At 62.3% G+C, this 22433-nt stretch carries 21 protein-coding genes; 4 read left to right on the forward strand and 17 right to left on the reverse strand.

What is annotated here, in order from left to right:
- Positions 1-2: 2 nt before the first annotated feature.
- From speB to EOC94_RS16865, 7 genes are all read right to left on the reverse strand, one after another.
- Complete coding sequence (gene speB / locus EOC94_RS16835) at positions 3-971, reverse strand: agmatinase (RefSeq protein WP_127291896.1); 969 nt, start codon at positions 969-971, stop codon at positions 3-5.
- 12 nt (positions 972-983) lie between these two features.
- On the reverse strand, positions 984-1754 hold the full coding sequence (locus EOC94_RS16840; RefSeq protein WP_127291899.1) for a creatininase: 771 nt from the start codon (positions 1752-1754) through the stop codon (positions 984-986).
- Between the two features lie 12 nt (positions 1755-1766).
- Positions 1767-2474: an SDR family oxidoreductase gene (locus EOC94_RS16845; RefSeq protein ID WP_127291901.1), complete on the reverse strand. Its 708-nt coding sequence runs from the start codon at positions 2472-2474 to the stop codon at positions 1767-1769.
- Positions 2468-3223 carry an SDR family oxidoreductase gene (locus EOC94_RS16850; protein ID WP_127291904.1) on the reverse strand — a complete coding sequence of 252 codons (756 nt, stop codon included), beginning with the start codon at positions 3221-3223 and terminating at the stop codon, positions 2468-2470. Before EOC94_RS16850 ends, EOC94_RS16845 begins: the two co-directional genes overlap by 7 nt.
- Positions 3220-3993, reverse strand: coding sequence for an ABC transporter ATP-binding protein (locus tag EOC94_RS16855; RefSeq protein WP_127291907.1), 774 nt, complete (start codon positions 3991-3993; stop codon positions 3220-3222). Before EOC94_RS16855 ends, EOC94_RS16850 begins: the two co-directional genes overlap by 4 nt.
- Before the next feature lie 10 nt (positions 3994-4003).
- Positions 4004-4744, reverse strand: a complete 741-nt coding sequence (locus EOC94_RS16860) for an ABC transporter permease (RefSeq protein ID WP_245457962.1) — start codon at positions 4742-4744, stop codon at positions 4004-4006.
- A 122-nt stretch (positions 4745-4866) separates the two neighbouring features.
- Positions 4867-5859, reverse strand: a complete 993-nt coding sequence (locus EOC94_RS16865) for an ABC transporter substrate-binding protein (protein ID WP_127291910.1) — start codon at positions 5857-5859, stop codon at positions 4867-4869.
- Positions 5860-5972: 113 nt separating this feature from the next.
- Here EOC94_RS16865 and EOC94_RS16870 point away from each other — a divergent pair, with 113 nt between their 5' ends.
- Positions 5973-6899 (forward strand): LysR family transcriptional regulator, encoded by a 927-nt coding sequence (locus EOC94_RS16870; RefSeq protein ID WP_095489055.1) that lies wholly within the window; start codon positions 5973-5975, stop codon positions 6897-6899.
- A gap of 297 nt (positions 6900-7196) precedes the next feature.
- Here the strand turns inward: EOC94_RS16870 and EOC94_RS16875 are convergent, their stop codons facing one another.
- Together EOC94_RS16875 and EOC94_RS16880 are read right to left on the reverse strand one after the other, a co-directional pair.
- Positions 7197-7790, reverse strand: coding sequence for a DJ-1/PfpI family protein (locus EOC94_RS16875; protein ID WP_065009308.1), 594 nt, complete (start codon positions 7788-7790; stop codon positions 7197-7199).
- Positions 7791-7970: 180 nt separating this feature from the next.
- A complete protein-coding gene (locus EOC94_RS16880) occupies positions 7971-8672 on the reverse strand; it encodes a GntR family transcriptional regulator (RefSeq protein WP_127205259.1) in 702 nt (233 codons plus the stop codon).
- Positions 8673-8818: 146 nt separating this feature from the next.
- Between EOC94_RS16880 and EOC94_RS16885 the strand changes: the two genes are divergently transcribed.
- From EOC94_RS16885 to EOC94_RS16895, 3 genes are read left to right on the forward strand one after another with little or no spacing between them, the layout of a single operon-like run.
- Entirely contained in the window at positions 8819-10045 is a 1227-nt protein-coding gene (locus EOC94_RS16885) for an iron-containing alcohol dehydrogenase (protein ID WP_127291912.1), read from the forward strand.
- A gap of 18 nt (positions 10046-10063) precedes the next feature.
- On the forward strand, positions 10064-11551 hold the full coding sequence (locus EOC94_RS16890; protein WP_126105447.1) for an NAD-dependent succinate-semialdehyde dehydrogenase: 1488 nt from the start codon (positions 10064-10066) through the stop codon (positions 11549-11551).
- An 11-nt stretch (positions 11552-11562) separates the two neighbouring features.
- Positions 11563-12387: an alpha/beta hydrolase gene (locus tag EOC94_RS16895; RefSeq protein WP_126105446.1), complete on the forward strand. Its 825-nt coding sequence runs from the start codon at positions 11563-11565 to the stop codon at positions 12385-12387.
- A gap of 103 nt (positions 12388-12490) precedes the next feature.
- On the opposite strand, the gene EOC94_RS16900 is transcribed toward EOC94_RS16895, so the two are convergent.
- The 8 genes from EOC94_RS16900 to EOC94_RS16935 form a co-directional block, all read right to left on the reverse strand.
- Entirely contained in the window at positions 12491-13432 is a 942-nt protein-coding gene (locus EOC94_RS16900; RefSeq protein ID WP_185928258.1) for a choline/ethanolamine kinase family protein, read from the reverse strand.
- A 21-nt stretch (positions 13433-13453) separates the two neighbouring features.
- The gene (locus EOC94_RS16905; protein WP_127291915.1) at positions 13454-14419 is read right to left on the reverse strand and encodes a phosphotransferase; all 966 of its coding nucleotides are present in this window, start codon (positions 14417-14419) and stop codon (positions 13454-13456) included.
- An 11-nt stretch (positions 14420-14430) separates the two neighbouring features.
- Positions 14431-15711: a Zn-dependent hydrolase gene (locus EOC94_RS16910; protein ID WP_127291919.1), complete on the reverse strand. Its 1281-nt coding sequence runs from the start codon at positions 15709-15711 to the stop codon at positions 14431-14433.
- Positions 15704-16465 (reverse strand): DeoR/GlpR family DNA-binding transcription regulator, encoded by a 762-nt coding sequence (locus EOC94_RS16915; RefSeq protein ID WP_127291921.1) that lies wholly within the window; start codon positions 16463-16465, stop codon positions 15704-15706. The genes EOC94_RS16910 and EOC94_RS16915 overlap by 8 nt, the downstream gene beginning before the upstream one ends.
- Before the next feature lie 48 nt (positions 16466-16513).
- Entirely contained in the window at positions 16514-18337 is a 1824-nt protein-coding gene (locus EOC94_RS16920) for an ABC transporter ATP-binding protein (protein WP_245465586.1), read from the reverse strand.
- Complete coding sequence (locus EOC94_RS16925) at positions 18334-19260, reverse strand: ABC transporter permease (protein WP_127291926.1); 927 nt, start codon at positions 19258-19260, stop codon at positions 18334-18336. Before EOC94_RS16925 ends, EOC94_RS16920 begins: the two co-directional genes overlap by 4 nt.
- A complete protein-coding gene (locus tag EOC94_RS16930; RefSeq protein WP_127291929.1) occupies positions 19260-20240 on the reverse strand; it encodes an ABC transporter permease in 981 nt (326 codons plus the stop codon). The genes EOC94_RS16925 and EOC94_RS16930 overlap by 1 nt, the downstream gene beginning before the upstream one ends.
- 261 nt (positions 20241-20501) lie before the next feature.
- Entirely contained in the window at positions 20502-22085 is a 1584-nt protein-coding gene (locus EOC94_RS16935) for an ABC transporter substrate-binding protein (protein WP_127291932.1), read from the reverse strand.
- Positions 22086-22433 lie beyond the last annotated feature (348 nt).

The following is a 22433-nucleotide window of genomic DNA, read 5'->3' on the forward strand; positions in this document are numbered from 1 at the left end:
TCTCAGGCCAGCCGAACCCTGCCTGCAGCGACGGACTTGGCAATCACGCACAGCAGTTCGAACATCATCGTTGCCCCCGCCAGCGCCGTCATCCCGCCAAGATCGAACGGCGGTGCCACTTCCACGACATCAGCGCCGACTATGGCCACCGTGTCGAGAAGGCGGACCATTTCCTGCGCTTCGCGGGTGGTGAAGCCGCCAAGCTCGGGGGTGCCGGTGCCGGGCGCCATCGAGGGGTCGATGCAATCGATGTCGAAGGTCACATAGGTAGGACCGCTGCCGACAATGCCGCGTGCCTCTTCCATAACGCTGGCCGCGCCGCGCCGGACAAACTCCTCCATGTAGATGATGCGGATGCCCTGAGCGACCGCCCAATCATGCTCGTTGGGCTCGTAGATGGAACCGCGGATGCCGATCTGGACGACACGTTTGGGATCGAGCAGGCCCTCTTCGATGGCCCGCCGGAAGGGTGTGCCATGCGTGTAGGGATTGTCGCCGAAATAGCGGTCATTGGTATCGGAATGCGCGTCGAAATGGATCATGCCGATCGGCGCATCGCGCGCGACCGCACGCAGCACCGGCAGCGTCGTCAGATGATCGCCGCCGGCAGCAAGCGGAATGGCGCCCGCTGCGACAATCGCTGCGATGCCGTCCTCGATGCGCTTCAGGCCGTCCAGGAGATTGATCGGATTGACCGACAGATCGCCGACATCGGCAACGTTGGCGATGCTGAACGGCTCGGTTCCCGAGACGTGATGGGCCCGCCGCATCAGGCTCGACTGGTTCCGGATCTCGCGCGGACCGTGGCGCGCGCCGGCGCGGTTGGTCGTACCGCCATCCCACGGTATACCGACGAGTGCGATATCCAGCCCCTCGGCACTTGCCACGGCGGGCAGTCTCATGAAGGTCGAAAGCCCGGCGAAGCGGGGAACTGCGGCGGCGTCGACCGGCTGGAAGAAATTGCTGTTCATGTTCTCGTCACCTCAGAAGAATTCACGTTTGACGATGTTGGCGAGCCGCGTCTCGCAGTCGTCGAGCAGCCATCGGCCCTTTTCCGCCGACGAGCCCTCGGTCAACGACAGGACGCCGGACGGCGGCACGTCCTCGGACGGTCTGGGATAGCGGTCATAAGGCTTGAATTGCGCGGGACCGTCATGCAGCGCCTTGCCGAGATCGACGAAATCCGGGCGCAGCGCCAGCATCATCGACGTCTCGATCACGCTCGCATGCTCCAGCTCGATGCCGGGGTAGCCGTCGGGGAACACTTTCGCCAACGTTTCGCCGCGCACCATCTCCCAGTGGTCGACGCGCAGGATCGTCAGGTCCGTCGCACGTTCGCGGCCGATGGCGTCGAGCGCCAGTTCGATGCCTTCGATCGACGGACCAATGTTCTCGTAGTGGCCGTTGAGCACAACGATGCGTCGGACCTTCTGGCGATACAGATCGCAGATCACATCCTTGACCAGAAGCGAGAAAGTCTGTGCCGTGATGTTTATCGTACCGGGAAAGGCTGGGCCGCCGCCTGACCGGGGCTGCGAGCGGTTGCCGTAGGCGATCGTCGGCGCCACTAGCCCTCCGACCTGCGCCGCCACCTTTTCGGCGATAGCGGTCGGGATCACCACATCGACATTCATCGCCATGTGGTGGCCGTGCTGTTCGGTCGCGCCGAGCGGCAGGAAGACGGGAGCGCCGGCGGCGATCCGCTCCTTAGCCTCGGGCCACGACAGCTCAGCCAGGAAAACGCGGTCTTTCATGATCATCTCTTCTCAAAGCATCGCCGCGCCACCATTGGCGCCCAGGCATTGTCCGGTGAAAAAGGTTGCGCCGGGGCCGGCCAGGAACACCACCGCGGCGGCGATTTCATCCGGCCGTCCGATCCGCCCCAGCGGGTGTGTTGTTTCCAGCGCGCGCTGGCTCTCGGTCAGCGCGTCGAAGCCAAGAAGCGGCGTGTCGGTCGGCCCGGGCGCCACGGCGTTGACCAGGATGCGGGGCGCAAGTTCGCGCGCCCAGGAGCGGGTAAGGCCGAGCAGCGCCGCCTTCGTCGCGCAGTAGACCGAAGCGCCCGACCGGCCGAGATAGGCGAGTTCGGAGGCGATGTTGATGATGCGTCCGCCCTCGGGAAGATGCGGCAGGATTTCCCGCGCCACGATGATCGCGCCCCGCACATTGACCGCGAACATGCGGTCGACATGATCGAGCGAAATCCCGCCAAGCGGTGCTTCCTGCAGGATGCCGGCATTGTTGACGAGGATGTCATAGCCGCCAATCCGGTCCCTGCCCTGCCCGACCGCGGCAATGATGTCGGTTTCGCTGGCGAGGTCGCAGGCAAGAATGGGGAAATCGCCCGCCGACGCCTCGAGATCGAGTCCGAGAACCGTGGCCCCGGCTTCGCGCAAGGCGTGCGCGGTCGCGCGGCCGATACCGCTGGCTGCGCCAGTGACCAGCGCGCGTTTTCCGTGAAGCGGGCTTACCAAGGCACTTCTCCCCTGTCGACACCAAGCGACTGCCCGGTGATGTTGGCCGCGAGTTCCGACGCCAGGAAGAGATAGGTGCCCGCGATGTCGGCGGGCTCCATCAGGCCCGGCAGCGCCTGCGCACCGACGATGCTTTCGAGCAGTGCTGCCTCGCTGACGGCGTCTCTCTCGGCCATGCGGCCGAGCGAGCGCATCGACGCATCCGTGCGAACCCATCCGGGACAGACCGCATTGACGCGGATGCCCCTGGCCCCGAGTTCCTTGGCCCAGGTCTTCGTCAGGCCGAGAATGGCGTGCTTGGAGGCAACGTATGCACCGAACTGCGCCTCGGCAACGCGGCCCCAGATCGATGACGTGTTGACGATCGAACCGCCGGCCTGCATGCGCGGCAGAGCACGCGCCATGACGAGCGCCGTGCCGATGATATTGATCTCGATGATGCGCCGGAAGGCGGCTTCGACATCGTCGCCGCTGTCGGTGATCGGCGTCATCAGTTCGAGGCCGGCATTGTTGATGAGCACGTCTATGCGAGCGACAGGTTCGAAAGCTGCCGCGACGGCCGAACGATCGGCAATATCGGCTTCCGTGCTGGTGGCGCCCAATTCACGCGCCCGTTGGTGCACAGCCGCTTCGTTAGCGATGAGATGCAGGCTGGCGCCGGCTTGCGCAAAACCCTTAGCGATGCCGAGCCCGATGCCACGACTGGCCCCGGTGATCACGACCGACTTTCCGGAGAAGGACAGGCTCATGCGACAACTCCGGTCTCGTTGCGGATCAGATGCAGGATCTTGTTACGCAGCTCGAAGAATTTCTGCGTTTCCCGGATTTCCAGTGGCCGTTGCGGGCCGAGCTGGGCCGCCACGTCGATGTCGGCTACGACCGAGGCCGGCCGGCGCGAAAACAGGATGATCCGGTCGGCGAGGAACACCGCTTCTTCCACGTCGTGGGTGACGAAGATGACGGTCTTTTCCTCGCGAATCTGGATCTGCCGCAGCTCGACCTGAAGGCGCTCGCGCGTCAGCGCGTCGAGCGCACCGAAAGGCTCGTCCATCAACAGCACATCCGAACCGGCGGCGAGCGTGCGCGCTATGGCCACGCGCTGGCGCATGCCGCCCGAAATCCGGTTCGGATAGGAGCCGGCGAAGTCGGCAAGCCCGAACAATTCGAGATAATGGCGCATCCGCTCGGCCTTCTCGGCCGCGCCAATATCTTTCCTGTAGCGCATGCCGAAGGCAATGTTCTTCTCGACAGTCAGCCAGGGAAACGACGAATAGGACTGGAACACCATGCCGCGCCGGCGATCCGGTCCGACAACTTTTTCGCCGCCGAGCACGATCGAGCCCGAGCTAGGTTCGTCGAGGCCGCCGACCATCCGCATCAAGGTTGTCTTGCCGCAACCCGATGGGCCTAGGAAGACCACCAGCGAATTGCGGTCGAGACCAAGATCGGTTTTTCGCACGACATCGACCGGGCCGAAGGACTTGGCCGTATCGACGAACTGAATGTAGCCGCTCGCCATGACCTATCCCTCACAGATACCGGAAGAGCCGGCGGTGAAGCAGGCGAAGCAGCTGGTCGGTGATGAGGCCGATCAGCCCGATGACGACGACGCCTGCCATTACTTCGGGCGTTTTGACGAAGCGGCGCGCCGTCCAGATCACGTAGCCGATGCCGGAATCGGCCGCGACGATCTCGGCGATGATCAGATATGTCCAGCACCAGCCGAGCGTGATCCTGAGATTGTCGATCAGGGTCGGCCCCATCCAGCGCAAGGCGACATCGGTCATCACTTGCCTCGAGCTGGCGCCGACGGTGCGGGCGACCTCGACGAACTCCTGCGGCACCCGCCGCATGTCGTCGGCCACGAGAAGCACGAGCTGGAAGAAAGTGCCCAGCCAGAGCAGGAAGATTTTGGTCTCCTCGCCGACGCCGAACCAGATGATGGATAGTGGCACGAGTGCGGGAACCGGAAGATAGCGGATGAAATCGATCATCGGCTCGAGTGCGGCTCCGACAATCCGGTAGCTGCTCATCATGATGCCGATCGGGATGGCCATGGCCGCGGCGAGCAGGAAGGCGATCCACACACGTGTGGTCGAGACCACGACATGCCAGACGAGGTTCTGCTCGGTCAGCATCGTCCACAAGGCGATGACGACGCGGCTTGGTGAGGGGAGGAACTGCGGCGCAATAATGCCCGCGCGTGCCGCCAGCTCCCAACCCGCGACGACCAGGGCGGCCGCCGCAACGCTGACGGCGGATTCCGCCATCGGCGAAGCTCGGCCGCGAAAAACAAACAGACTGCTGAACAAGATCACTATCCCCGGATGCCGGCATGGCATGGCCGCCGGCGGCCGCCGGAAGGCGGGCCGCCGGACCTGGTCCATTGCCGTTACTTAGCCGACACCTTGTTGATCACCGAATTGTCGATCTGGTCCGTCGCCACGAGCTTGTTGTCGGCAGCGCCGTTCTCCAGGTTGAGGTCCATCACCGTATCGAAGATGCCGTGGAGCGCGCCTTTTTCTCCCGGTTTGCCCATGTAGGCGAGAGATTCGGCGAGCGTCGTGTAGGATAGGCTGGAGTCGACGATCTCGGTCACCTCAGCCGGCGTCAGGCCGAAATGCTTGGAGGCCATATCGGCGAATTTTCCCGGCTCGGCCTTCAGGAAATCGACGGCCTCGTAGATGCAGCCGAGAAACTTCGCGTATTTGTCCGGGTTCGCCTTGAAGTCATCGTTGCGGACGATGATCGCATCGATGATGATGCCGCGATGATCCTTGGACGAGACCAGCATGCGAGCACCCGGACGGGTCGAGGCCTTCAGCGCCTGCGACATGAACGGTTCATAGGTCGCGATCGCGGCAATCGAGTCATCGACGAAAACCGCGCCCGTGTCGGCCGTTGCGATGTCCTTAATCTGGAGGTCCTTCAGTGACAGTCCCGCCTGCTTCAGCTCCATCTGGAGCAACAGGCGTGAGGGAATGTTCGGTTCGGCAGCGACGACCTTGCCCTTGAGATCCGCCACCGTCTTGATCTGGTCGTCGGTGATGATGCCGTCGCCGCCGACGGATTCATCGATCGTGCCGATGATGATGCCCGGTGTGGAGGCGTCGCGCGGGCGCCCCTGATATTCGCCGACGGAGCGCATCTGCATCTCGATGTCGCCGCGCGCCATCGCTGCCATGACGTTGGTGAGGTCATCCTCGAACTTGATGCTGACGTCTAGGTCTTTGCCGGCGAAGCATCCCAGATCGCTTGCGATGTGGACAGGTGCAAAACCCAGCCACGTCGGAGCAAGGATGCGTATCTGGTCGGCGCTGAAGGCGAACTGCGAACTGGCGAGCACCAGTGCTGCGGACAGCGCTATGCGGAGTAACGATTTCATGATTGTTCCCCATTTTTGTTCCGCGCAGGCTCGCGATTTCAAGTATTGATGTAAATGAGTTTATTTAGAATTTTACATCGAATAATGTCGATGTATCGCTCGAGGGACAAGCCATGCGTCGTTTGGACAACATCGACATCCGCCTGCTGCGCGTCTTCGTGGCGCTGGCCGATTCAGGCGGCTTCGCCGACGCGCAGATCACCCTCAACCTGTCGCAGCCGACGCTCAGCACGCATCTTGCGGAGTTGGAGAAACGCATCGGCGCCCAGCTCTGCCATCGCGGACGCAAAAAGTTCCGCCTGACCGAGGTCGGACAGGCGACCTACGACGCGGCGCAGAAACTGTTTCGCGATCTCGACGATTTCGGGCACCGCATCAGCGCAGCCAGCGGCAGCCTGTCCGGCCGGTTGCGGATCGGCACGTCCGATGGCGTGTTCACAAGCAGTGAATTGGGCATCCAGCATGCCCTCAGACGCTTCATGGGTCCTGATTCCGATGTTTTCATCGACCTATCGCTTGGCACGCCATCCGAGCTTGAGCAGCAAGTCGCTGATGGCGGCCGCGACATCGTCATCGGGCCGCTGTCGCAGAAAGCGCCCGGTGTCGTTTACCGGGATTATTGCGGCGAGCCGCATTTTCTCTATTGCGGCCGACGGCACCCGCTTTTTGCAATGCCAGATTCAAGGATCGACCAAAGCGCCATCCACGCTGCGCGGTTTTCTGTACGCAGCTATCGGTATTTCGACGACCTCTATCTCGTCGGGCATCCCAAGGCCAGCGCGTCAGTGATCCACATGGAAGCACAATTGATGCTGATCCTGTCGGAGAATTTCATCGGCTTCCTGCCGGCTCATTTCGCATCGTCATGGGTCCACGCCGGCGAGTTGCGGGCGATCAAGCCCGGGTCCTATACCTTCAGTTCGCGGCATCTGATCGCGTACCGCAGGGCAGACGAAACAAGAAATCTGGTCCAGGCGTTCCTTCGAGAACTGACCAGAGGATCGGGGACGGTTCCGTTGAAAGAGGGTGGAGCAAAATAGGAAGAATTTCGGTCTGCCCGAGCAATCCAGCAGTCTGTTCGGCCAGATCAATCAACCCGGCGTCGAACCCCGCCCGCTGGGGCAGGCTGCGATCTACTGGAAGGGCCGCTCGACATCGCCGAGATGCGCGTGGGCGGCAAAACAACCCCGTCTGGATCATTTCGGCGGGCGTCGTTGCCAATGTCGGCAGCGATGCGTTCGTCGCCTTGCCCATGAGCACGGAGGCGTTGCCATGAGCCGTGGACGATCTGAGGAGGAACCGATGCATCCCGTCTGGGATGCATCGGAAGGATTGACTCAGTTGTGGCGGATTTCCGTTCCCAGCACCTTCAGGCACTCGCGGATGAACGCGGCAAGTGCGGTCCAGCCCTTTGCCGAGACCATCGTTCCGTCGACATAGGCCTCAGTCGGGGACAGGTCGATATAGGTTCCACCGGCGAGGGTCACTTCCGGCTCGCAGGCAGCCAGCGCACCTACTTTCTTGCCACGCACGACGCCGTCGACCGCGATCAGGATCTGTACGCCATGGCAGATCGTGAAGATCGGCTTCTTGTTTTCGTGGAAATGGCGGACGATCGCCTGCACGCGCTTATCCGTGCGGATGTACTCGGGGCCACGACCACCCGCGCAATACACGGCGTGATACTGGTCGAGCTGTTTCTCCGCCTCCGAAAAGGTCTTGTTCATCAAAGCATAGTGGCCGGGCTTCTCGGTGTAGGTTTGGTCACCTTCGAAATCGTGAAGCGACGTCTTGATCAGGTCTCCAGCGTTCTTGTCAGGACAGACAACGTGGACGATGTGGCCGACGGCCTCCATCGCCTGCTGATAGACGAAGATCTCGTATTCTTCGGTAAACTCACCGGTCAACATTAGTATTTTCTTGCCTGGCATAGTCGGTTTCCTCGTTTTGTGGATGGAAGTCAGGCGGGCATTGCACTCGCCCGGCGGCGCGGGTCTCAGAAAGGGGGACCCGGGACGTGGCATTCCCGGGCGTTTGCTTGCGGGGTCAACGGTGCCTCCAGCTTGACGGCGCCGCTCCCGATGTGGACGGTGACTGACATCGTGACAGTCTCAATCGAACGCCAGCAACAAACGATCACGAGAATGCTCGATATGGCGGCGCATCGCCTGTTCCGCCGCAACAGGATCGGAGGCAGCGAAGGCGGCCAGGATAGCCTCATGCTCGTCGAGCGCTTCCTCGGTAACGCGCGAATGGAACATCAGGCGAAAGATGTGGAAGTGCGTATGCTGGAAAGCGAGAGTCTGGCGCACGAGATCATTGTTTGCAAATTCCATGATCCTGTCGTGGAAAATGGCGTCCTGCCGCGCAAAGTTGGAGTAACGCAGGCGTTCATCCTTGCCTTCGCGGCGCGCCATGCCCCCTGCGGACTCCTGAAGCACCGCAAGTTTCGTCTCATCCATCAATGCGGCTGCTTTGGCCGCCCCATGCGGCTCGAGCAGCAGGCGAAGCTCATAGAGTTCGTCAAATCGGCGCTTGGTTATCTGCGGCGCGGCGCGGTAGCCGATCAAATGTGTCTTCAGCACAAGGCCTTCGCCTTCGAGGCGGCCAAGCGCTTCACGGATTGGCGTGTGGGATACTTCGAGTTCCTTGACCAGACTGTCGACGGTGATCCGCGAGCCAGGCGCGATCTTCAGCGACATGAGTTGCGCGAAGATCGCTTCATACACGTCCTCCACCAGACTGTTGGATCGCTGGATGCGTCCGCTAGCCGGGTCGACTTCTCGGGCATTGCTTAAGTTCGTGACCTGCATCTTTGCCTCTTGACAGGATCACTGGCTAACACGATGCTTCGCTCAATGCAATCCTATATCATATACGATTTAATAGATGATACCTTTTGGATCGAATTCGACCAGCTTTCGCTTTCCACTCCCAACATCATCGAGGGACGCAGAACATGAGCCTTTTCGCTGCCGTAAGGCTGCCGCGTGAAATCCTCTTCGGGAAGGGACAGCGCCACGTCATTGCGACCGTCGCGGCCAGGCTCGGGCGTCGTGCGCTCGTCTGTACCGACGAACGTTTTGCCGCAACCCGTCCTTTCGCGGAGATCGTCGCGGCGCTGCGAGCCGCTTCGATCGACGTGTTTGTCCATGACCGCGTGCTGCCCGACGTTCCCCGAGACACAGTTGCCGTTTGCGTCGAGGAGGCACGGGATTTTGCGCCCGACATGGTGATCGGCATCGGAGGCGGCAGTTGTCTCGACATGGCCAAATGCGCCGCATTGCTCATCAGTCACGGCGGCCTGCTCCAGGACTACTATGGCGAGTTCAAGGTGCCTGGCCCGACGCTGCCGGTGATCGCGGTGCCAACGACAGCCGGCACCGGCTCGGAAGTGACCCCTGTCGCGGTGATCTCGGATCCGGATCGCGCCTTGAAGGTCGGCATCTCCAGCCCGCATCTCATCGCGGCAGCCGCCATCTGCGACCCGGAACTGACGATGACATGTCCCCCGGGACTGACGGCGATCGCGGGTGCAGACGCGCTGACACATGCAATCGAGGCTTTTACCGCCGTCAGGCGCGGCACTGACCCCAGCCTCCCGCAACAGCATGTCTTCATCGGAAAGAGCGCGCTGACCGATCATTTTGCGCTGCTCGCGATCAAGCTGCTTGGCCGCAGTCTCGAGAAGGCATACAGCGACCCCGCCGACGAGGACGCTCGGGCCGATGTGATGATGGGCGCGCTTGCTGCCGGCTGTGCGTTCGGTACGGCCGGAACGGCGGCGGCGCACGCGGTGCAATATCCGGTCGGCGCCCTCACCCACACCGCTCACGGGCTGGGTGTCGCCACCATGTTGCCGTATGTCATGAAGTACAACAGGGCCGCCGCGGCCGCCGAGATGGCCGAGATCGGCCTCGCCCTTGGTCTCGACGGGAGGGACCGGAGTGCCGGTGAGATGGCCGACGCGACGATCGACGAGATCGGCCGGCTGTTTGGAGCGATCGGGATCACGCCTTCGCTGGCCAAGCTCGGGCTTCCCGCCGACAAGCTCGATTGGACGGCCGAACAGGCGCTCGGCATTGACCGTCTCATCAAGAACAATCCGCGGCCATTCGATCTGGCAGCCATGCGGGGCCTGATCCAGGCAGCCTATGATGGCGACCTCGCCACGTACGTCATGTGAGCAATCGAGGAGCAGGCCATGAACATATCTCATCAGGTGCTGGAGGACGATCAGGACACTGCCGACTTCCATAGATTCTCCCACGGCTTGTATATCGGCGGCCAATGGAGGCAATCCGCCGACGGCAGGGAAATCCAGGTCGTGGACCCTTCCACGGAAGCGGTGATCGCCGCCGTTCCCGATGCGACGATCGAAGATGCCGCGGCCGCCGTGGAGGCTGCGGCCAAGGCCGCCGATGGCTGGCGCACAACGGCACCCCGCAAGCGTTCCGAAATCCTCAGACGTTGCTTCGAGCTGATGACGCAACGTTCTGAGACGCTGGCAACCCTGATCTCGCTGGAAAACGGCAAGGCACTCCGGGACGCACGTGGCGAGATCGCCTATGCTGCGGAATTCTTTCGCTGGAATGCCGAGGAAGCCGTTCGCATCACAGGTGAATTCGGGATGGCGCCTTCCGGCACGAACCGGATCGTGGTCGATTACGAGCCCATCGGCATCTGCGTCCTTGTCACGCCCTGGAACTTCCCTGCCGCCATGGCGACGCGCAAGATCGCGCCCGCCTTGGCTGCCGGGTGCACGGTAATTTTGAAGCCAGCCAGCGAGACCCCGCTCACGGCCTACGCGCTTGCCGCGCTCTACCAGGAAGCAGGCGTTCCGCCAGGTGTGGTGAACGTTCTGACAACCTCCAGTCCCGGCCCTGTGACGGCCGCGATGCTGGCCGATCCGCGGGTGCGGAAACTCTCCTTTACCGGCTCGACGGGTGTCGGGCGCGTTCTGCTGGCCGAGGCGGCAAAGCACGTGGTTTCGTGTTCGATGGAACTTGGCGGCAACGCGCCATTCCTTGTGTTCGATGACGCGGATCTCGACGCGGCGGTCGACGGGGCGATGGTGGCGAAGATGCGCAACGCCGGCGAGGCCTGCACGGCTGCAAACCGCATCTATGTCCAGTCCGGCGTTTATGACGCCTTTGGCGAAAGCCTCGCCAGGCGGATGTCGGCACTCAAGGTCGGCGCCGGCACGGACGCGGCCACGGAGTGCGGGCCGATGATCACCAGGAAGGCCGTCGACAAGATCGGCCGGCTGGTCAACGATGCTGTCGCCCGTGGCGCGCGGGTGCTGTGCGGGAGCAAGGCAGGCTCGGGAACGGGATACTTTTATCCGCCGACCGTGCTCTGCGACGTCCCGGCCGAGGCGGAGATGGCGCATGAGGAAATTTTTGGGCCGGTGGCGCCGATCTCGAGATTCGAGACGGAAGCCGATGTCATCGCGCGCGCCAACGACACCGAATACGGTCTTGCCGCCTACATCTACACGCGCGATCTTGCGCGTGGAATGCGGGTGGCATCCAAGATCGAAGCCGGGATGATCGCTCTCAACCGCGGCTTGATGTCCGATCCGGCAGCACCCTTCGGCGGGGTGAAGCAGAGCGGCCTCGGCCGCGAGGGCGGCCAGCATCACGGCATTGCCGAGTTCATGGAGGCGAAATACCTCGCCATCAGCATCTGAGCGGAGGAAGAGTGCAAAGCGATCCGTTTCGCATCCGCGACTACGTCGCGGATTTTGACAAAATCGTGCAGGACATCGTTCACCGCAGCGAGGCCGTTCGCGCAACCATTCCAATGGCTGCGGACGTTGCCTATGGGCCGGATCAGACCGAAACCATCGACCTGTTCTTTCCCACGGGCAAAAGAAGCGGCCTGCCGGTGCACATGTTTATCCATGGCGGCTACTGGAGAATGTTCTCCAAGCGCGACTACTCATACGTCGCGACGACGATTACCCAGGCGGGTGCGATTGCCGTCATCGTCGACTATGCTCTGATGCCCAACGTCAGAATGGCTACGATCGTCGACCAGGTGCGCCGCGCCAAGCAGTGGGTTCTCGCCCATATCGCCGACCATGGCGGAAACCCGGCAGAACTGACTGTCAGCGGTCATTCGGCCGGAGCACATCTTTCAACGTTTCTGTTCAACAGCGAGAATACCCCCTCGAATGTGCGGGCAGCTCTTCTGCTCGGCGGGCTCTACGATTTGAAACCGCTCCAGAACTCCTTTCTCGCCAACGAGATTGGAATCACCGATGAGGAAGTCGCCATGTTTACACCTCTTGCCTATCGGCATGATCCTCAAACCAAGGCGACGGTTCTGGTCGGAGCCAATGAGACGCCGCCTTTCCATCAGCAAGCAGATCGATTCAAACAGAACCTGCTGCAGCGGGGTTCGCCGGTAACGTCGCTTGTTCTCACGAACCGCAACCACATGGACAGTGTCAGAGATCTCGGCGTGCCAGGGAGCCAGGCGGGTGGTTGCCTGACGAAACTGATTGCCAACGACAGCCGCTAGACAGCCGCTAGCCCTCCCTGCAGACATGCCGGCCATCACCCATGGCGGCTTAACTGCAATGCCGTCTGCGTCCAACCGGGAATTGCTCCGCCCGTGACACTCGTCAGACCGCCTTGAGATACTCGACCCATTGCGGGGTCTGCATCACCGAGCGCGCGCGCATATATTTCCACGCCCCGTATTTGTAGAAATCGAAGTCGAGCGCCGATACGACGTTCTGCACCATCGCCCAGGTTCCCCACTTCACATCGGCGAGCACCTTGTGCACGACCAGCCGGGCCTTCAACCGAAGGTCAAACCTGCCGAAATATTCCTCGATGACTTCGGCCTCGACCGCATCGGAGAAGAACATTTCCCCGCACCAGATGCCGAGTTCGTAACAGCGGTCGTTGTTTGCGGCATACTCATAGTCGATCAGCATCATCGACCGGTCGGGCGCGATCATGAAGTTTCCGGGCATCGGATCGTTGAAGCATGGAACCAGGTCGATCCCCGAAGCCTCGAGCGCCGCCCGCGCCAGAAGATACTGGCGATGCAGCCACGCAAAATCCACGGGCAGCGCGCCTGCGAGCTCGCCGACCTGATCGACATGCTCGTCGATCATGTCGAAGACGGTCTTGGTCAGCGACAGCAGGCCCGAATCGTTGAAGCGCCGGTAGAGACCCAGCACCGAGCGGCGTACATCCGGGTCGAGGAAATCACGATTGGTACAGGAGCGCCGCCCCTCCATGAAATCGGCAATCTCGACGCCGCGTTCGTCCAGATAGCCGTAGACCGCGGGTCCGATACCGAGCGAGTGGGCGCGCCGGCTCGCCTCCGCCGCCGCTTTTCGGTCGATGAACATCTCGGTGCCCCGGCCCGGAACCTTCACGAAATAGCTCTCTGACTGTCCCGCGATGCGAACGCGCCAGTTGGAATTGCTGATGCCGCCATGCACCGGCCGGTAGCGGAGATCGCGGCCGGTCCATGGTTCGACGGCACAGATGACGGCCTCGATCTCCCGCTCGGCTTCGCTCACCGCCTCGCCCGGCCGCTTCTCAATCATGTAGGGCCTCCTTGCAGCCGCTCAAAGCCGTCTCAACTTCAGTTCGAAGTCCGGATGGCGAAGAGCCATCCGGCAGCGCAGCAACCGCCACTGCGCGTATTTCAGAAACTCGATGTCGCCGCGCGGCGATGTCGAGTTCAACAATAGACCCCAGAGTCCCCACATCAGATCGTCCGCCACCGCATACGCACGGCAGCGGTTGAGGGAAGCCTGACGGAAGGACCCCTCGAACATCTCAAGCGCCGGCCGCATCTCTTCTTCGAACGGAAAGGCCTCGTTGAGTAGAATGCCGATCTCGTAGAAGGGGTCGACATTGCGGGCTTCGTCGAAATCGACGAGCTGAACCGCCCCGTCCTGGCTTATCATGATATTGGAGGCGAGGCCGTCGGCGTGGCTCGGCCGGACATCGTAACCCGCAGCGGTGATTGCGCGCTCGATCTCGCCGACGCCGTCGAGCATCCACCAAAGATCGTCCGGGCGGTCGACGCCGGCGGCTTTCCGGGCGTCGTCCAGCACCCGGATCCTATCGAATACCGTCCACGACAAAGCGAATGGCCGCGATCCGTGGATCGCCTTTTTGAGCCCGATGACCTGCTCCATCACGTCCGCCCGTCGCAGATCGTCCATGCGCGCTGTTTTCCAACCGCGCGGCAAGAGATCGAAGACGATCGCGTCGGCGTCTCGCGCAAGATGCCGCGGACTTGGCGTGCAGCCCAGTCCGGCGGCGATGGAGGCGGCTTCAAACACGGTCTCCAGATCGACGAACGCCTTCTGGTCGGAGTTCACGATCTTCAGGAAATAGGCCGGAGACGACTGGTCGACCGCCACCAGCCATGCTTCGCTGTCGACGCCGCGATGCGAGGGCGATGCGATACCCGGAGAGGCGGGCGCAAAACCGATCTGTTTTCCCGTCCAGTCCGCAATAGCGGTGAGCGCCGCCTCGGCACGAACTTCCGCGGGGGTGGAGGCTTCGCCGATCGTCTTCATCGCCTAGTCCTTCAGTTCTTCAGGATGTTGCCGTCGACGCAGAACCGCCACAGCATCCCCGCGAGCAGTTCCGTCCCCAGGAGCCGATCCTCGGGCGTGGTAAACTCCGTCGGATGGTGGATGACACCGCCGACGCTCGGCACCCCGATAACGATCGCTGGTGTCACCGCCGACATGCTGACGGCGTCGTGCCCACCGATCGTGTCGAGCCGCAGCACGGTCTGCCCGAGCGATTTGGCGGTCTGTTCGGCCAGATCGATCAGCCCGGCGTCGAATTCTCCTGCTCGCCTCCGGTCTATGAATCGGACTTCGAATGACGTGTGGGCGCGCGCGGCGCAGCTCTCGATCTTCTCCTTGAGTTCCGCTTCGGCCGACGCCAGAAGCTCGGCGCTTCCCGACCGCAGTTCGATGAACATCACCGTTTCTCCCGGCACCACATTCGGTGAATTGGGATAGACTTCCAGCCGCGCCGCCGAGGTGTGCAGATCAGGACCGGCCTTGTCGGCCATGTCCCTGAGTTCGGCGATCAGATAGGCGGCAGCAAGCAGCGCGTCCTGCCGCTCGGCCATCGGTGTGGGGCCGGTGTGGGCCTGCCGGCCGACATAGGCGAGGCGATATTTGACGGCACCCCAGAAACGGGTGAATGCCCCGATCCGCAGGCCGGCCTTCTCGAGATGGGCCGAGCCCTCGATGTGGATCTCGATCAAGGCGGCCGGCACCACGCGAGCGGCCTCGCCCGCATAGCCGATCTCCGACAGCGCCTCGGCCACCGAAACGCCGGAACCGTCCCGGCGCGCCAGCGCGAAATCGAGGTCGATCTCGCCGGAATTGACGCTGCTGCCAAGCAGGCTGGGCTGGAACCGCGCTCCTTCCTCGTTGGTCCAGTTGACGATGACGAAGTTGCATTTCGGCGTGATGCCGGCTTCGGCCACCCGGCGCCTTATCGCCTCTATCGCGCTGCAGGCAGCGATCACCCCATAGGCGCCGTCAAAGCGGCCACCATTCGGCTGACTGTCGAGATGCGAGCCGCACATGATGCAGGGCGCATCCTTGCCGGCCCAGTCGAGAAATCCGTACATGTTGCCGATCGCGTCGATCTCAAGACGCAGGCCTTCCTGCGCGAACCATGCAGCCAGCCAGTCGCGTGCCAGTCCATCCTCGCGGGACAGGGTCAGTCGCGTCATCGAGCCGTCAGGACCACCGCCGAAGGCGGAAACCTCATCCATCATCCGATGGAGGGCTTCGGCGTCGATGCCGGGAAAAGCCGACGGGTCCTTGCGAATTTCAAGCATAGAGCACCTTTACCTGCGTCTGATCCATTTGCGCGGCGAAGTCCGCCTTGAGGGGAGCGTCGGTGATCAGGATGTCGACGTCCCGGAATTCGTATGTGCAGATGGAGCCCTGCCGGCCGAATTTGCTGCTGTCCGCCAGCATGACGCACTGTTTGGAGTGCTTTCGCAGCGCGCGGCGAATGTTCGCCTCGTCCTGTCCGAGGTCCATGAAGCCGAACCTGCTGTCGACGGTTGCAATGCTAACGAAGGCGATGTCGAACAGATGCCGCGTGACGAGATCGACCGGATCCGGCCCCATGAAGGCCCGGTAGCTCGCCCTGACGTCGCCGCCGACCGCCACGAGATTGGGATGTCCAGCATCGGCAAGCAGCGCGATGATGTCGAGCGAGTTGGTATAGACGGTGATATCAGGCCAGTTCCTCAGATGCTTGGCGAACGCCAGCGTCGTCGTGCCGGCGTCGACGAATATCTTGATGTGGTCTCTGAGCAGGGTCGCCGCACGTTCGGCGATGCGCGCCTTCTCGCGCGCGTTCAGCCGCATCCGGTCGGCGATGGGCTCGTCGGCGTCCGGCCGCGGCTTGACGCCACCACCATAGATGCATCGCAGGTGCCCTTCGAGTTCCAGTTGCTTCAGGTCGCGACGCACCGTTTCCCGGCTGACATGGAAATGCTCGGCGAGTGCCTGCACCGATACGCGCCCGTGCTTCTCGAGTTCGGCAAGCGCGTATTGCATGCGATCTTCAGGATCGCTCATGCGGATTTCGCTTCCATCGGTATGTTCCTCCCCGTCTTTTCTTGTCGATCATGCGGCGGCGCGGGTTCCCGTTGTTTCAACCAGGAAGCAGGCCGCCAACTCGCCGTGATTTCGCGCCGTCAGCGTCGGGCTCTCGGCACGGCACCGCTCGAAGGCATGCGGACACCGGCTGGCGAAACTGCAACCCGGCGGCAGGTCGATCGGGCTCGGCGGCTCTCCCTCGAGCAGGCATTCCTCAGGCTTGTAGCGGCGCTCCTCCAGTGTCGGAACCGCGCTCAACAGCGCCTTCGTGTAAGGATGCCCGGGATCGAAGAAAAGACGCTCATTGTGGGCGATCTCCACCACCTCGCCGAGATACATCACGGCGATCCGGTTGCAAACGCGGCGGACCATTGCAAGGTCATGCGAGATGAAGACGTAGGTCAGGCCGTGCTCGGCCTGCAGCTTTTCGAACAGCGCCAGCAACCGGAACTGCTCGGTCTGGTCAAGCGACGACAGCGTCTCGTCCATGATGAGCACTTTTGGCTCGAGCACCATGGCGCGGGCGACATTGACGCGTTGGCGTTGGCCGGCGCTGAGCCCAAGCGGCAATTCATCGTAGAGGTTTGCCGGAAGCTCGACCTCGGCCATGACCGCCAGGACGCGTTCGCGTATCTCCTTCGCATTGCGCATGCCGTGCACGCGCAGCGGATCCTCCAGGATCGCGCCGATGGACGTGCGCGGCGGCAGCGAGTTGAACGGATCCTGCAGCACCAGCTGAAAATCGCGCCGGAACTTCAGCAGCGTCTTTCCCCTCAGTTTCGAAAGATCCTCGCCATTGCAGATGACGCTGCCGCTGTCTGGAAACTCCAGGCGGCTGAGAAGCCGCATCAGGGTGGACTTGCCGCAGCCGGACTCGCCCACCACGCCGAAATTCTCGCCCGGCATGACGTCGAAGGTGACATTGCGCACGGCGCGAACCTCGCTGTGGGCCGCGAACGTTCCCCGTTTGCGGACACGGTAGGTGCGGGTAGCGTCGCGTATGCTGATCGTTGGCCTGGCCGCGTTCGGTGTACGCGGAACGGCGACCGCTTCGCTTGTCCAGATTTTCGGTATCTGGCTGATCAACTGCAACGTATAGGGATGCTGCGGCGCGTCGATGAGCCGCTGCGGGGTGTTGCGCTCGACGATCCTGCCTTCGGACAGCACCAGGACCTGATCGGCCGCCTCCTTGACCATCGGCAGCGACGACGAAACGAACACCACCGCAGTGTCGAAACGCTCCGTCAACTCGCGCATCAGACGCAGGACCTGCGCTGCGACTGTCACGTCGAGCGGCTGGGTGACGTTGTCGGCAACGAGAAAGGCTGGATTGCTGATCAAAGCGTCGACGATCAGCGCGCGCTGCATCATGCCGCCGCTGAATTGCGAGGGGTACTCGTCGAAGCGCAACCGTGGCGAGGGAATGCGAACCGCTCCAAGAAGGTCGATGACCCGCTTGCGGGCCTCCGATGGATCGATGCCGGGCACTACGGCGCTGAGTTTCTCGACGATCTGGCGGCCGACCGGCAAAGTCGGATCCAGCGCTCCCATGGGATTGGCACCGACATAGGCGATCTCTCTGCGCAGCAGTCGCATCCGTCCGCCGGCGAGGTCGAGGATGTTCTGCGACTTGTACTCGACCGAGCCGGATGAGATGCGCAGCGGCGGGTCGATCCAGTTGACCAGGGCTCGCACCAGAACGGTCTTGCCCGAACCGCTGGCCCCGATGATGCCGACGATTTCGCGCGGGGTGAGATCGAAGCTCACGTCGGAGACGACCGGCCGGGCGCCCGCGCCCGTGCCCACTTCCACGCCGAGATTTTTGACCGAGAGGACCGGGCTGCTGTTCACGACACGCCTCCGTATATCCGGTTGCGGGCCCGCTCGAGCGAAGCGCCCATGAGGTTGATGCTGGTCAGGGTAAGGCACAGGAACACCCCCGGCATGGTGGCGATCCACCATGCGTTGAGCAGGTATTTCCTGCCGTCGGCGATGATGTTGCCGAAGGTCGGCGTCGGAGGCTGCACGCCGAGGCCGATGAAGCCGAGGATCGACTCGAAGATCATCATGCGCGCCACGTCGAGCACCGACACGAAGATGATCGGCGGCAACACCAGCGGCGCGAGCAGCCAGACCATGATGCGAAGATCCGAAGCGCCGCTGACCTGGCCGGCACGCACATATTCGCTCTTGCGTTCGGTCATCACGACGCTGCGCGTGACGCGGGCATAGACCGGCCAGCTCGAAAGGCCGAGCACAAGGATGATCGCCGGGATCGTCGGCCGCGATACCCCCAGAACGGTAATCGCGAGGATGATCATTGGGATGGAGAGTTGCGCGTCGGTGATCCGCATGATCACCATGTCGATCCTGCCCCCATAGTAGCCGGCGAGCGTGCCGAGCGAGCAGCCGATGATCAGCATCACCACCACGGTGGACAGGCCGATCAGCAGGGAATAGCGCAAGCCCACCAGACTGCGCACGAGCATGTCGCGACCGATCTGATCGGTGCCGAGCGGTGCCGCCCAATTCCATTTGTTGCCGAGGAAGGGTGGCGACTGCAAACGGCCGGCGACGTTCATCTTGGTGGGGTCGATGCCGCTCAAGGCCGGGTAGAGCAGCGCCGCGAGACCCAGCAGGGCGAAGATCACGAGGCCGACCCGGAATTCGTTCGACGCCAGCGCCGCCTTCCATATCCGCCGAGACAGCGAAGCGCCGCGCTGCGCTTCCGGCGCGGTTACCTTCAGGCTCAGCTGGGTTTGCACGATGCTCATCAGTATTCCAGTCTCGGATCGATCAGCGTTGCGACCAGATCGACCGCGATGTTGATCAGGACGAAGATGGCGCTGGTGACGATCGCGATGCCCTGGATCAGGGGAAAGTCGCGCTGCAGCACGGCGTTGATGGTCAGAAGCCCCAGTCCGGGATAATCGAAGATGAATTCGATCACGAGCACGCCGCCGAGCAGGCCGCTGATCTGGATGCCGAGAAGGTTGAGCAGCGGAACCGAGGCATTGCGCAGCGCGTGCGCGAAGATGATCCGACGCTGGCTGAGCCCGCGCACGCGGCCGACGGCAATGAACGGCATCGTCATTGCCGAGGAAATCGAGCCGGTTAGCGTCCGGATCAGAACCGGCGAAAGTTCGACAGCCAAGACGATCGCCGGCAGGATGGTGTAGGCAAAGCCCTTGTAGCCGATCGCCGGCAGCCAGCCGAGCTTCACGGACAGCAGCAGCGCAAGCACTATGCCGAGCCAGAAACCCGGCAGGGATATGAAGATCGACGACACGTAAAAGGCGACCCTGTCCGGCCATCGTCCAGGAGACAATCCGGCCGGGATGCCGATCAGGAACGAAAAGAGCATCGCGAACACGATCGCCAGAAAGGCGAGCTGCAGCGTCATCGGCAGGGTCTCGCCGATAAGGGTGAGCACGTCGGCGCGCTCGCCGCGCGTGGCATCCCCGAAACTAGATCCGCCGGTCGAGGCGCCGCTGGCCGGCCGAACGAACGACTGGCCGAGGTCGCCCCTGACGACGCCGCTCATATAGCGCCCGAACTGAACCAGCACCGGGTCGCGAAGCCCCATCTCCTTGGCGATCTGCTCGATCAACGCCTCGGGCGCCATTCCGCCCGCCATCAACCGGACGGGATCGCCCGGAACGACACGAAGCAAGGTGAATATCAGCAGCGTTACAAGAAAAATGATCAGCGCACCCTGGGCCAGGCGGCGGACAAGAAAGCTAATGATGAACATTCCATCTCCTGCGGCGGACGAAGCCCGAGGACTGGTTGCCGGCTCTCCTTCTCCCCTTGTGGGAGAAGGTGGCCGAGCGAAGCTCGGTCGGATGAGGGTGTTCCAGCTTGGTACCAACAGCGCTCCGGCCAGCACCCCTCAACCGTCTTGGCGCTGCGCGCCAATCCACCTTCTCCCACAAGGGGAGAAGGCAAGACAGGGCTGCGCTTCGACGGCTGTCACGGCCCGGGTTTGTTTCTCCCGGGCCGCGGCTGACGCCAATCAGGCGAACGCCCCCTTCGACGCATCCATCGAACCGTCCGGATAGATGAAGAGCCCCGTGAGAGACTTGTCCATCGCGTGGATCATGACGGAAGTGAACAGGGAGAACGACGGCACTTTCGCGGCAATCATCGGCATCGTCTCGGTCTGGAGGATCTGTTTGCGCTCCTCGAGCGACGCCGCGCTGCGCTCCTTGTCGAGTGAGGCGTCCAGTTCGGGATCGACGATGCCGGTGATGCGCTTGGACGAGGAATGGAAATGCGTGCGCAGCACGAGGTCCGGCTCTGGCGATCCGGTCGACCAGCCGCAGTCGACCATATGGCCCGGACCGCCGCCGGGACGGTCGTAGAGACGCTCATTCCATGCCGCGATCTCCAGCACCGACAGCGTGACGGGGAACCCCTGCTCCTGCAGCATGGCAGTGATCACCTCGCCATACTCCTTGGTCTTGGGATAGAACCCGACCGAGGTGATGTATTCGAGTTCGGGCAGGCCCTGCCCCTTCGGGAAGCCTGCTTCGGCGAGCAGAGCCTGGCATTTCTCCGGGCTGTATTCGGGATAATTGGGCAAGTCGACATAGCCGAACTTCACCGGCGAGACATAATTCGCCGAGGCATGGCCGGCTTCGCCGAGGATTTCGAGCAGCATGGACCGGTCGATCGCGTGACAGGCTGCCATGCGCACGCGGGGATCGTCGAAGGGCGGCTTGGAACAGCGGAACCACAGATATTTGTTCTCGACCGAGACCACGCTGCTGATCGCCACATTCTCGTTACCTTTGAGGGTTGCCACCTGCTCCGGTTCGAGCCGCTCCACGATGGACGCCTGGCCGTTCATCAGCGACAGCATGCGGGTGGTCGAGTCGCCGACGAAATTGAAGCTGATGCCGGGGATGGCCGGCGCCCCGAGGAAGTAGCCCGGGTAGGCTTCCAACACCGTGTCGTTGCCTCGCTGCTCGACGAACTTGTAAGGCCCGGTGCCGTTCAGGCGCTGCGAAAGCGGCCCGCTCGGCCCGGCGGCGATGTCGGTTGCCGACAGCATCGGCAGGTAGGAGGCGAGGAAGATGAACAGATGCGCCGGATAGCCGCCCTTCGATGTGTCGACGATCACCGTATAGTCGTCCGGCGTCGTGATCGTCAGCGTCTCAGTCGGGCCTGGATACCATTGCGCCGGCCGGTCGGGCTGCGAGCCGTATTCGAAGGTCGCCTTGACGTCTTCCGCCTTGAACGGCTTTCCGTCGTGGAACTTCACCCCTTCACGCAGCTTGATCTCAAGCTTGGTCGGCTCAAGCAAGGTGATCTTTGTGGCGAGCTCGTAGATGACCTCGTCGGGATTTTCGACGCGCATCGGCGTGCGCGTCAGGAACCCCATGACGAAACCCTCGATGTTCTTCTGCGACAGCGTCGTGTGGGCCGTCGGATCCCAGTTGCCGGTGATGTTCTCGGCCGACAGGAAGACCAGTTGCTTGCCCGCCTGCGCAGCCGCGCCAGAGACCAGGAATTCCGGGTTGATCACCATAAGACCGGCGCCCGCTCCGAACGCCGCCATGCCCTTCACGAAATCACGCCTGCTTGACTCGGTCATATGTCGTTCCCCTTTTTTCATTATGTGGTTTTGTGGTTTTTCTTACGTTAGCCAAAACTCTCCACTTGGCAACACGGATTCTGCTGTGCGCTGCTGATACTGCGCCAAAAAAGCGCAATTGCCTTACAATGTTGATATTTTGGGCATATTGACGCGAAAACGTTCTGCTGGAGAAACGCCGAGATAGCCTCATTGCCCAATAAGGCGGCATTGGATCAGGTTGTGGAGTGGTGTGGTTTCTTCCAAAACGTCGCAAAGCCAAACGCTGCGCGAAAATATCTCGCGGGAAGAAAATCAGCTATTCAACCGGAACATGCAGCCGCAATTTGCGGATGTCGGCTGGAGCAT

Source organism: Mesorhizobium sp. M6A.T.Ce.TU.016.01.1.1 (assembly GCF_003997065.1).
Classification (GTDB): Bacteria; Pseudomonadota; Alphaproteobacteria; order Rhizobiales; family Rhizobiaceae; genus Mesorhizobium; species Mesorhizobium mediterraneum.

Coding starts and splice junctions, on each gene's coding strand:
- EOC94_RS16905 (WP_127291915.1), bottom strand. CDS start 14,419: ATGAAGACGATCGGCGAAGCCTCCACCCCCGCGGAAGTTCGTGCCGAG.
- EOC94_RS16890 (WP_126105447.1), top strand. CDS start 10,064: ATGAACATATCTCATCAGGTGCTGGAGGACGATCAGGACACTGCCGAC.
- EOC94_RS16930 (WP_127291929.1), bottom strand. CDS start 20,240: ATGTTCATCATTAGCTTTCTTGTCCGCCGCCTGGCCCAGGGTGCGCTG.
- EOC94_RS16925 (WP_127291926.1), bottom strand. CDS start 19,260: ATGAGCATCGTGCAAACCCAGCTGAGCCTGAAGGTAACCGCGCCGGAA.
- EOC94_RS16935 (WP_127291932.1), bottom strand. CDS start 22,085: ATGACCGAGTCAAGCAGGCGTGATTTCGTGAAGGGCATGGCGGCGTTC.
- EOC94_RS16860 (WP_245457962.1), bottom strand. CDS start 4,744: ATGGCGGAATCCGCCGTCAGCGTTGCGGCGGCCGCCCTGGTCGTCGCG.
- EOC94_RS16870 (WP_095489055.1), top strand. CDS start 5,973: ATGCGTCGTTTGGACAACATCGACATCCGCCTGCTGCGCGTCTTCGTG.
- EOC94_RS16850 (WP_127291904.1), bottom strand. CDS start 3,223: ATGAGCCTGTCCTTCTCCGGAAAGTCGGTCGTGATCACCGGGGCCAGT.
- EOC94_RS16900 (WP_185928258.1), bottom strand. CDS start 13,432: ATGATTGAGAAGCGGCCGGGCGAGGCGGTGAGCGAAGCCGAGCGGGAG.
- EOC94_RS16910 (WP_127291919.1), bottom strand. CDS start 15,711: ATGCTTGAAATTCGCAAGGACCCGTCGGCTTTTCCCGGCATCGACGCC.
- EOC94_RS16840 (WP_127291899.1), bottom strand. CDS start 1,754: ATGAAAGACCGCGTTTTCCTGGCTGAGCTGTCGTGGCCCGAGGCTAAG.
- speB (WP_127291896.1), bottom strand. CDS start 971: ATGAACAGCAATTTCTTCCAGCCGGTCGACGCCGCCGCAGTTCCCCGC.
- EOC94_RS16855 (WP_127291907.1), bottom strand. CDS start 3,993: ATGGCGAGCGGCTACATTCAGTTCGTCGATACGGCCAAGTCCTTCGGC.
- EOC94_RS16865 (WP_127291910.1), bottom strand. CDS start 5,859: ATGAAATCGTTACTCCGCATAGCGCTGTCCGCAGCACTGGTGCTCGCC.
- EOC94_RS16885 (WP_127291912.1), top strand. CDS start 8,819: ATGAGCCTTTTCGCTGCCGTAAGGCTGCCGCGTGAAATCCTCTTCGGG.
- EOC94_RS16875 (WP_065009308.1), bottom strand. CDS start 7,790: ATGCCAGGCAAGAAAATACTAATGTTGACCGGTGAGTTTACCGAAGAA.
- EOC94_RS16880 (WP_127205259.1), bottom strand. CDS start 8,672: ATGCAGGTCACGAACTTAAGCAATGCCCGAGAAGTCGACCCGGCTAGC.
- EOC94_RS16915 (WP_127291921.1), bottom strand. CDS start 16,465: ATGAGCGATCCTGAAGATCGCATGCAATACGCGCTTGCCGAACTCGAG.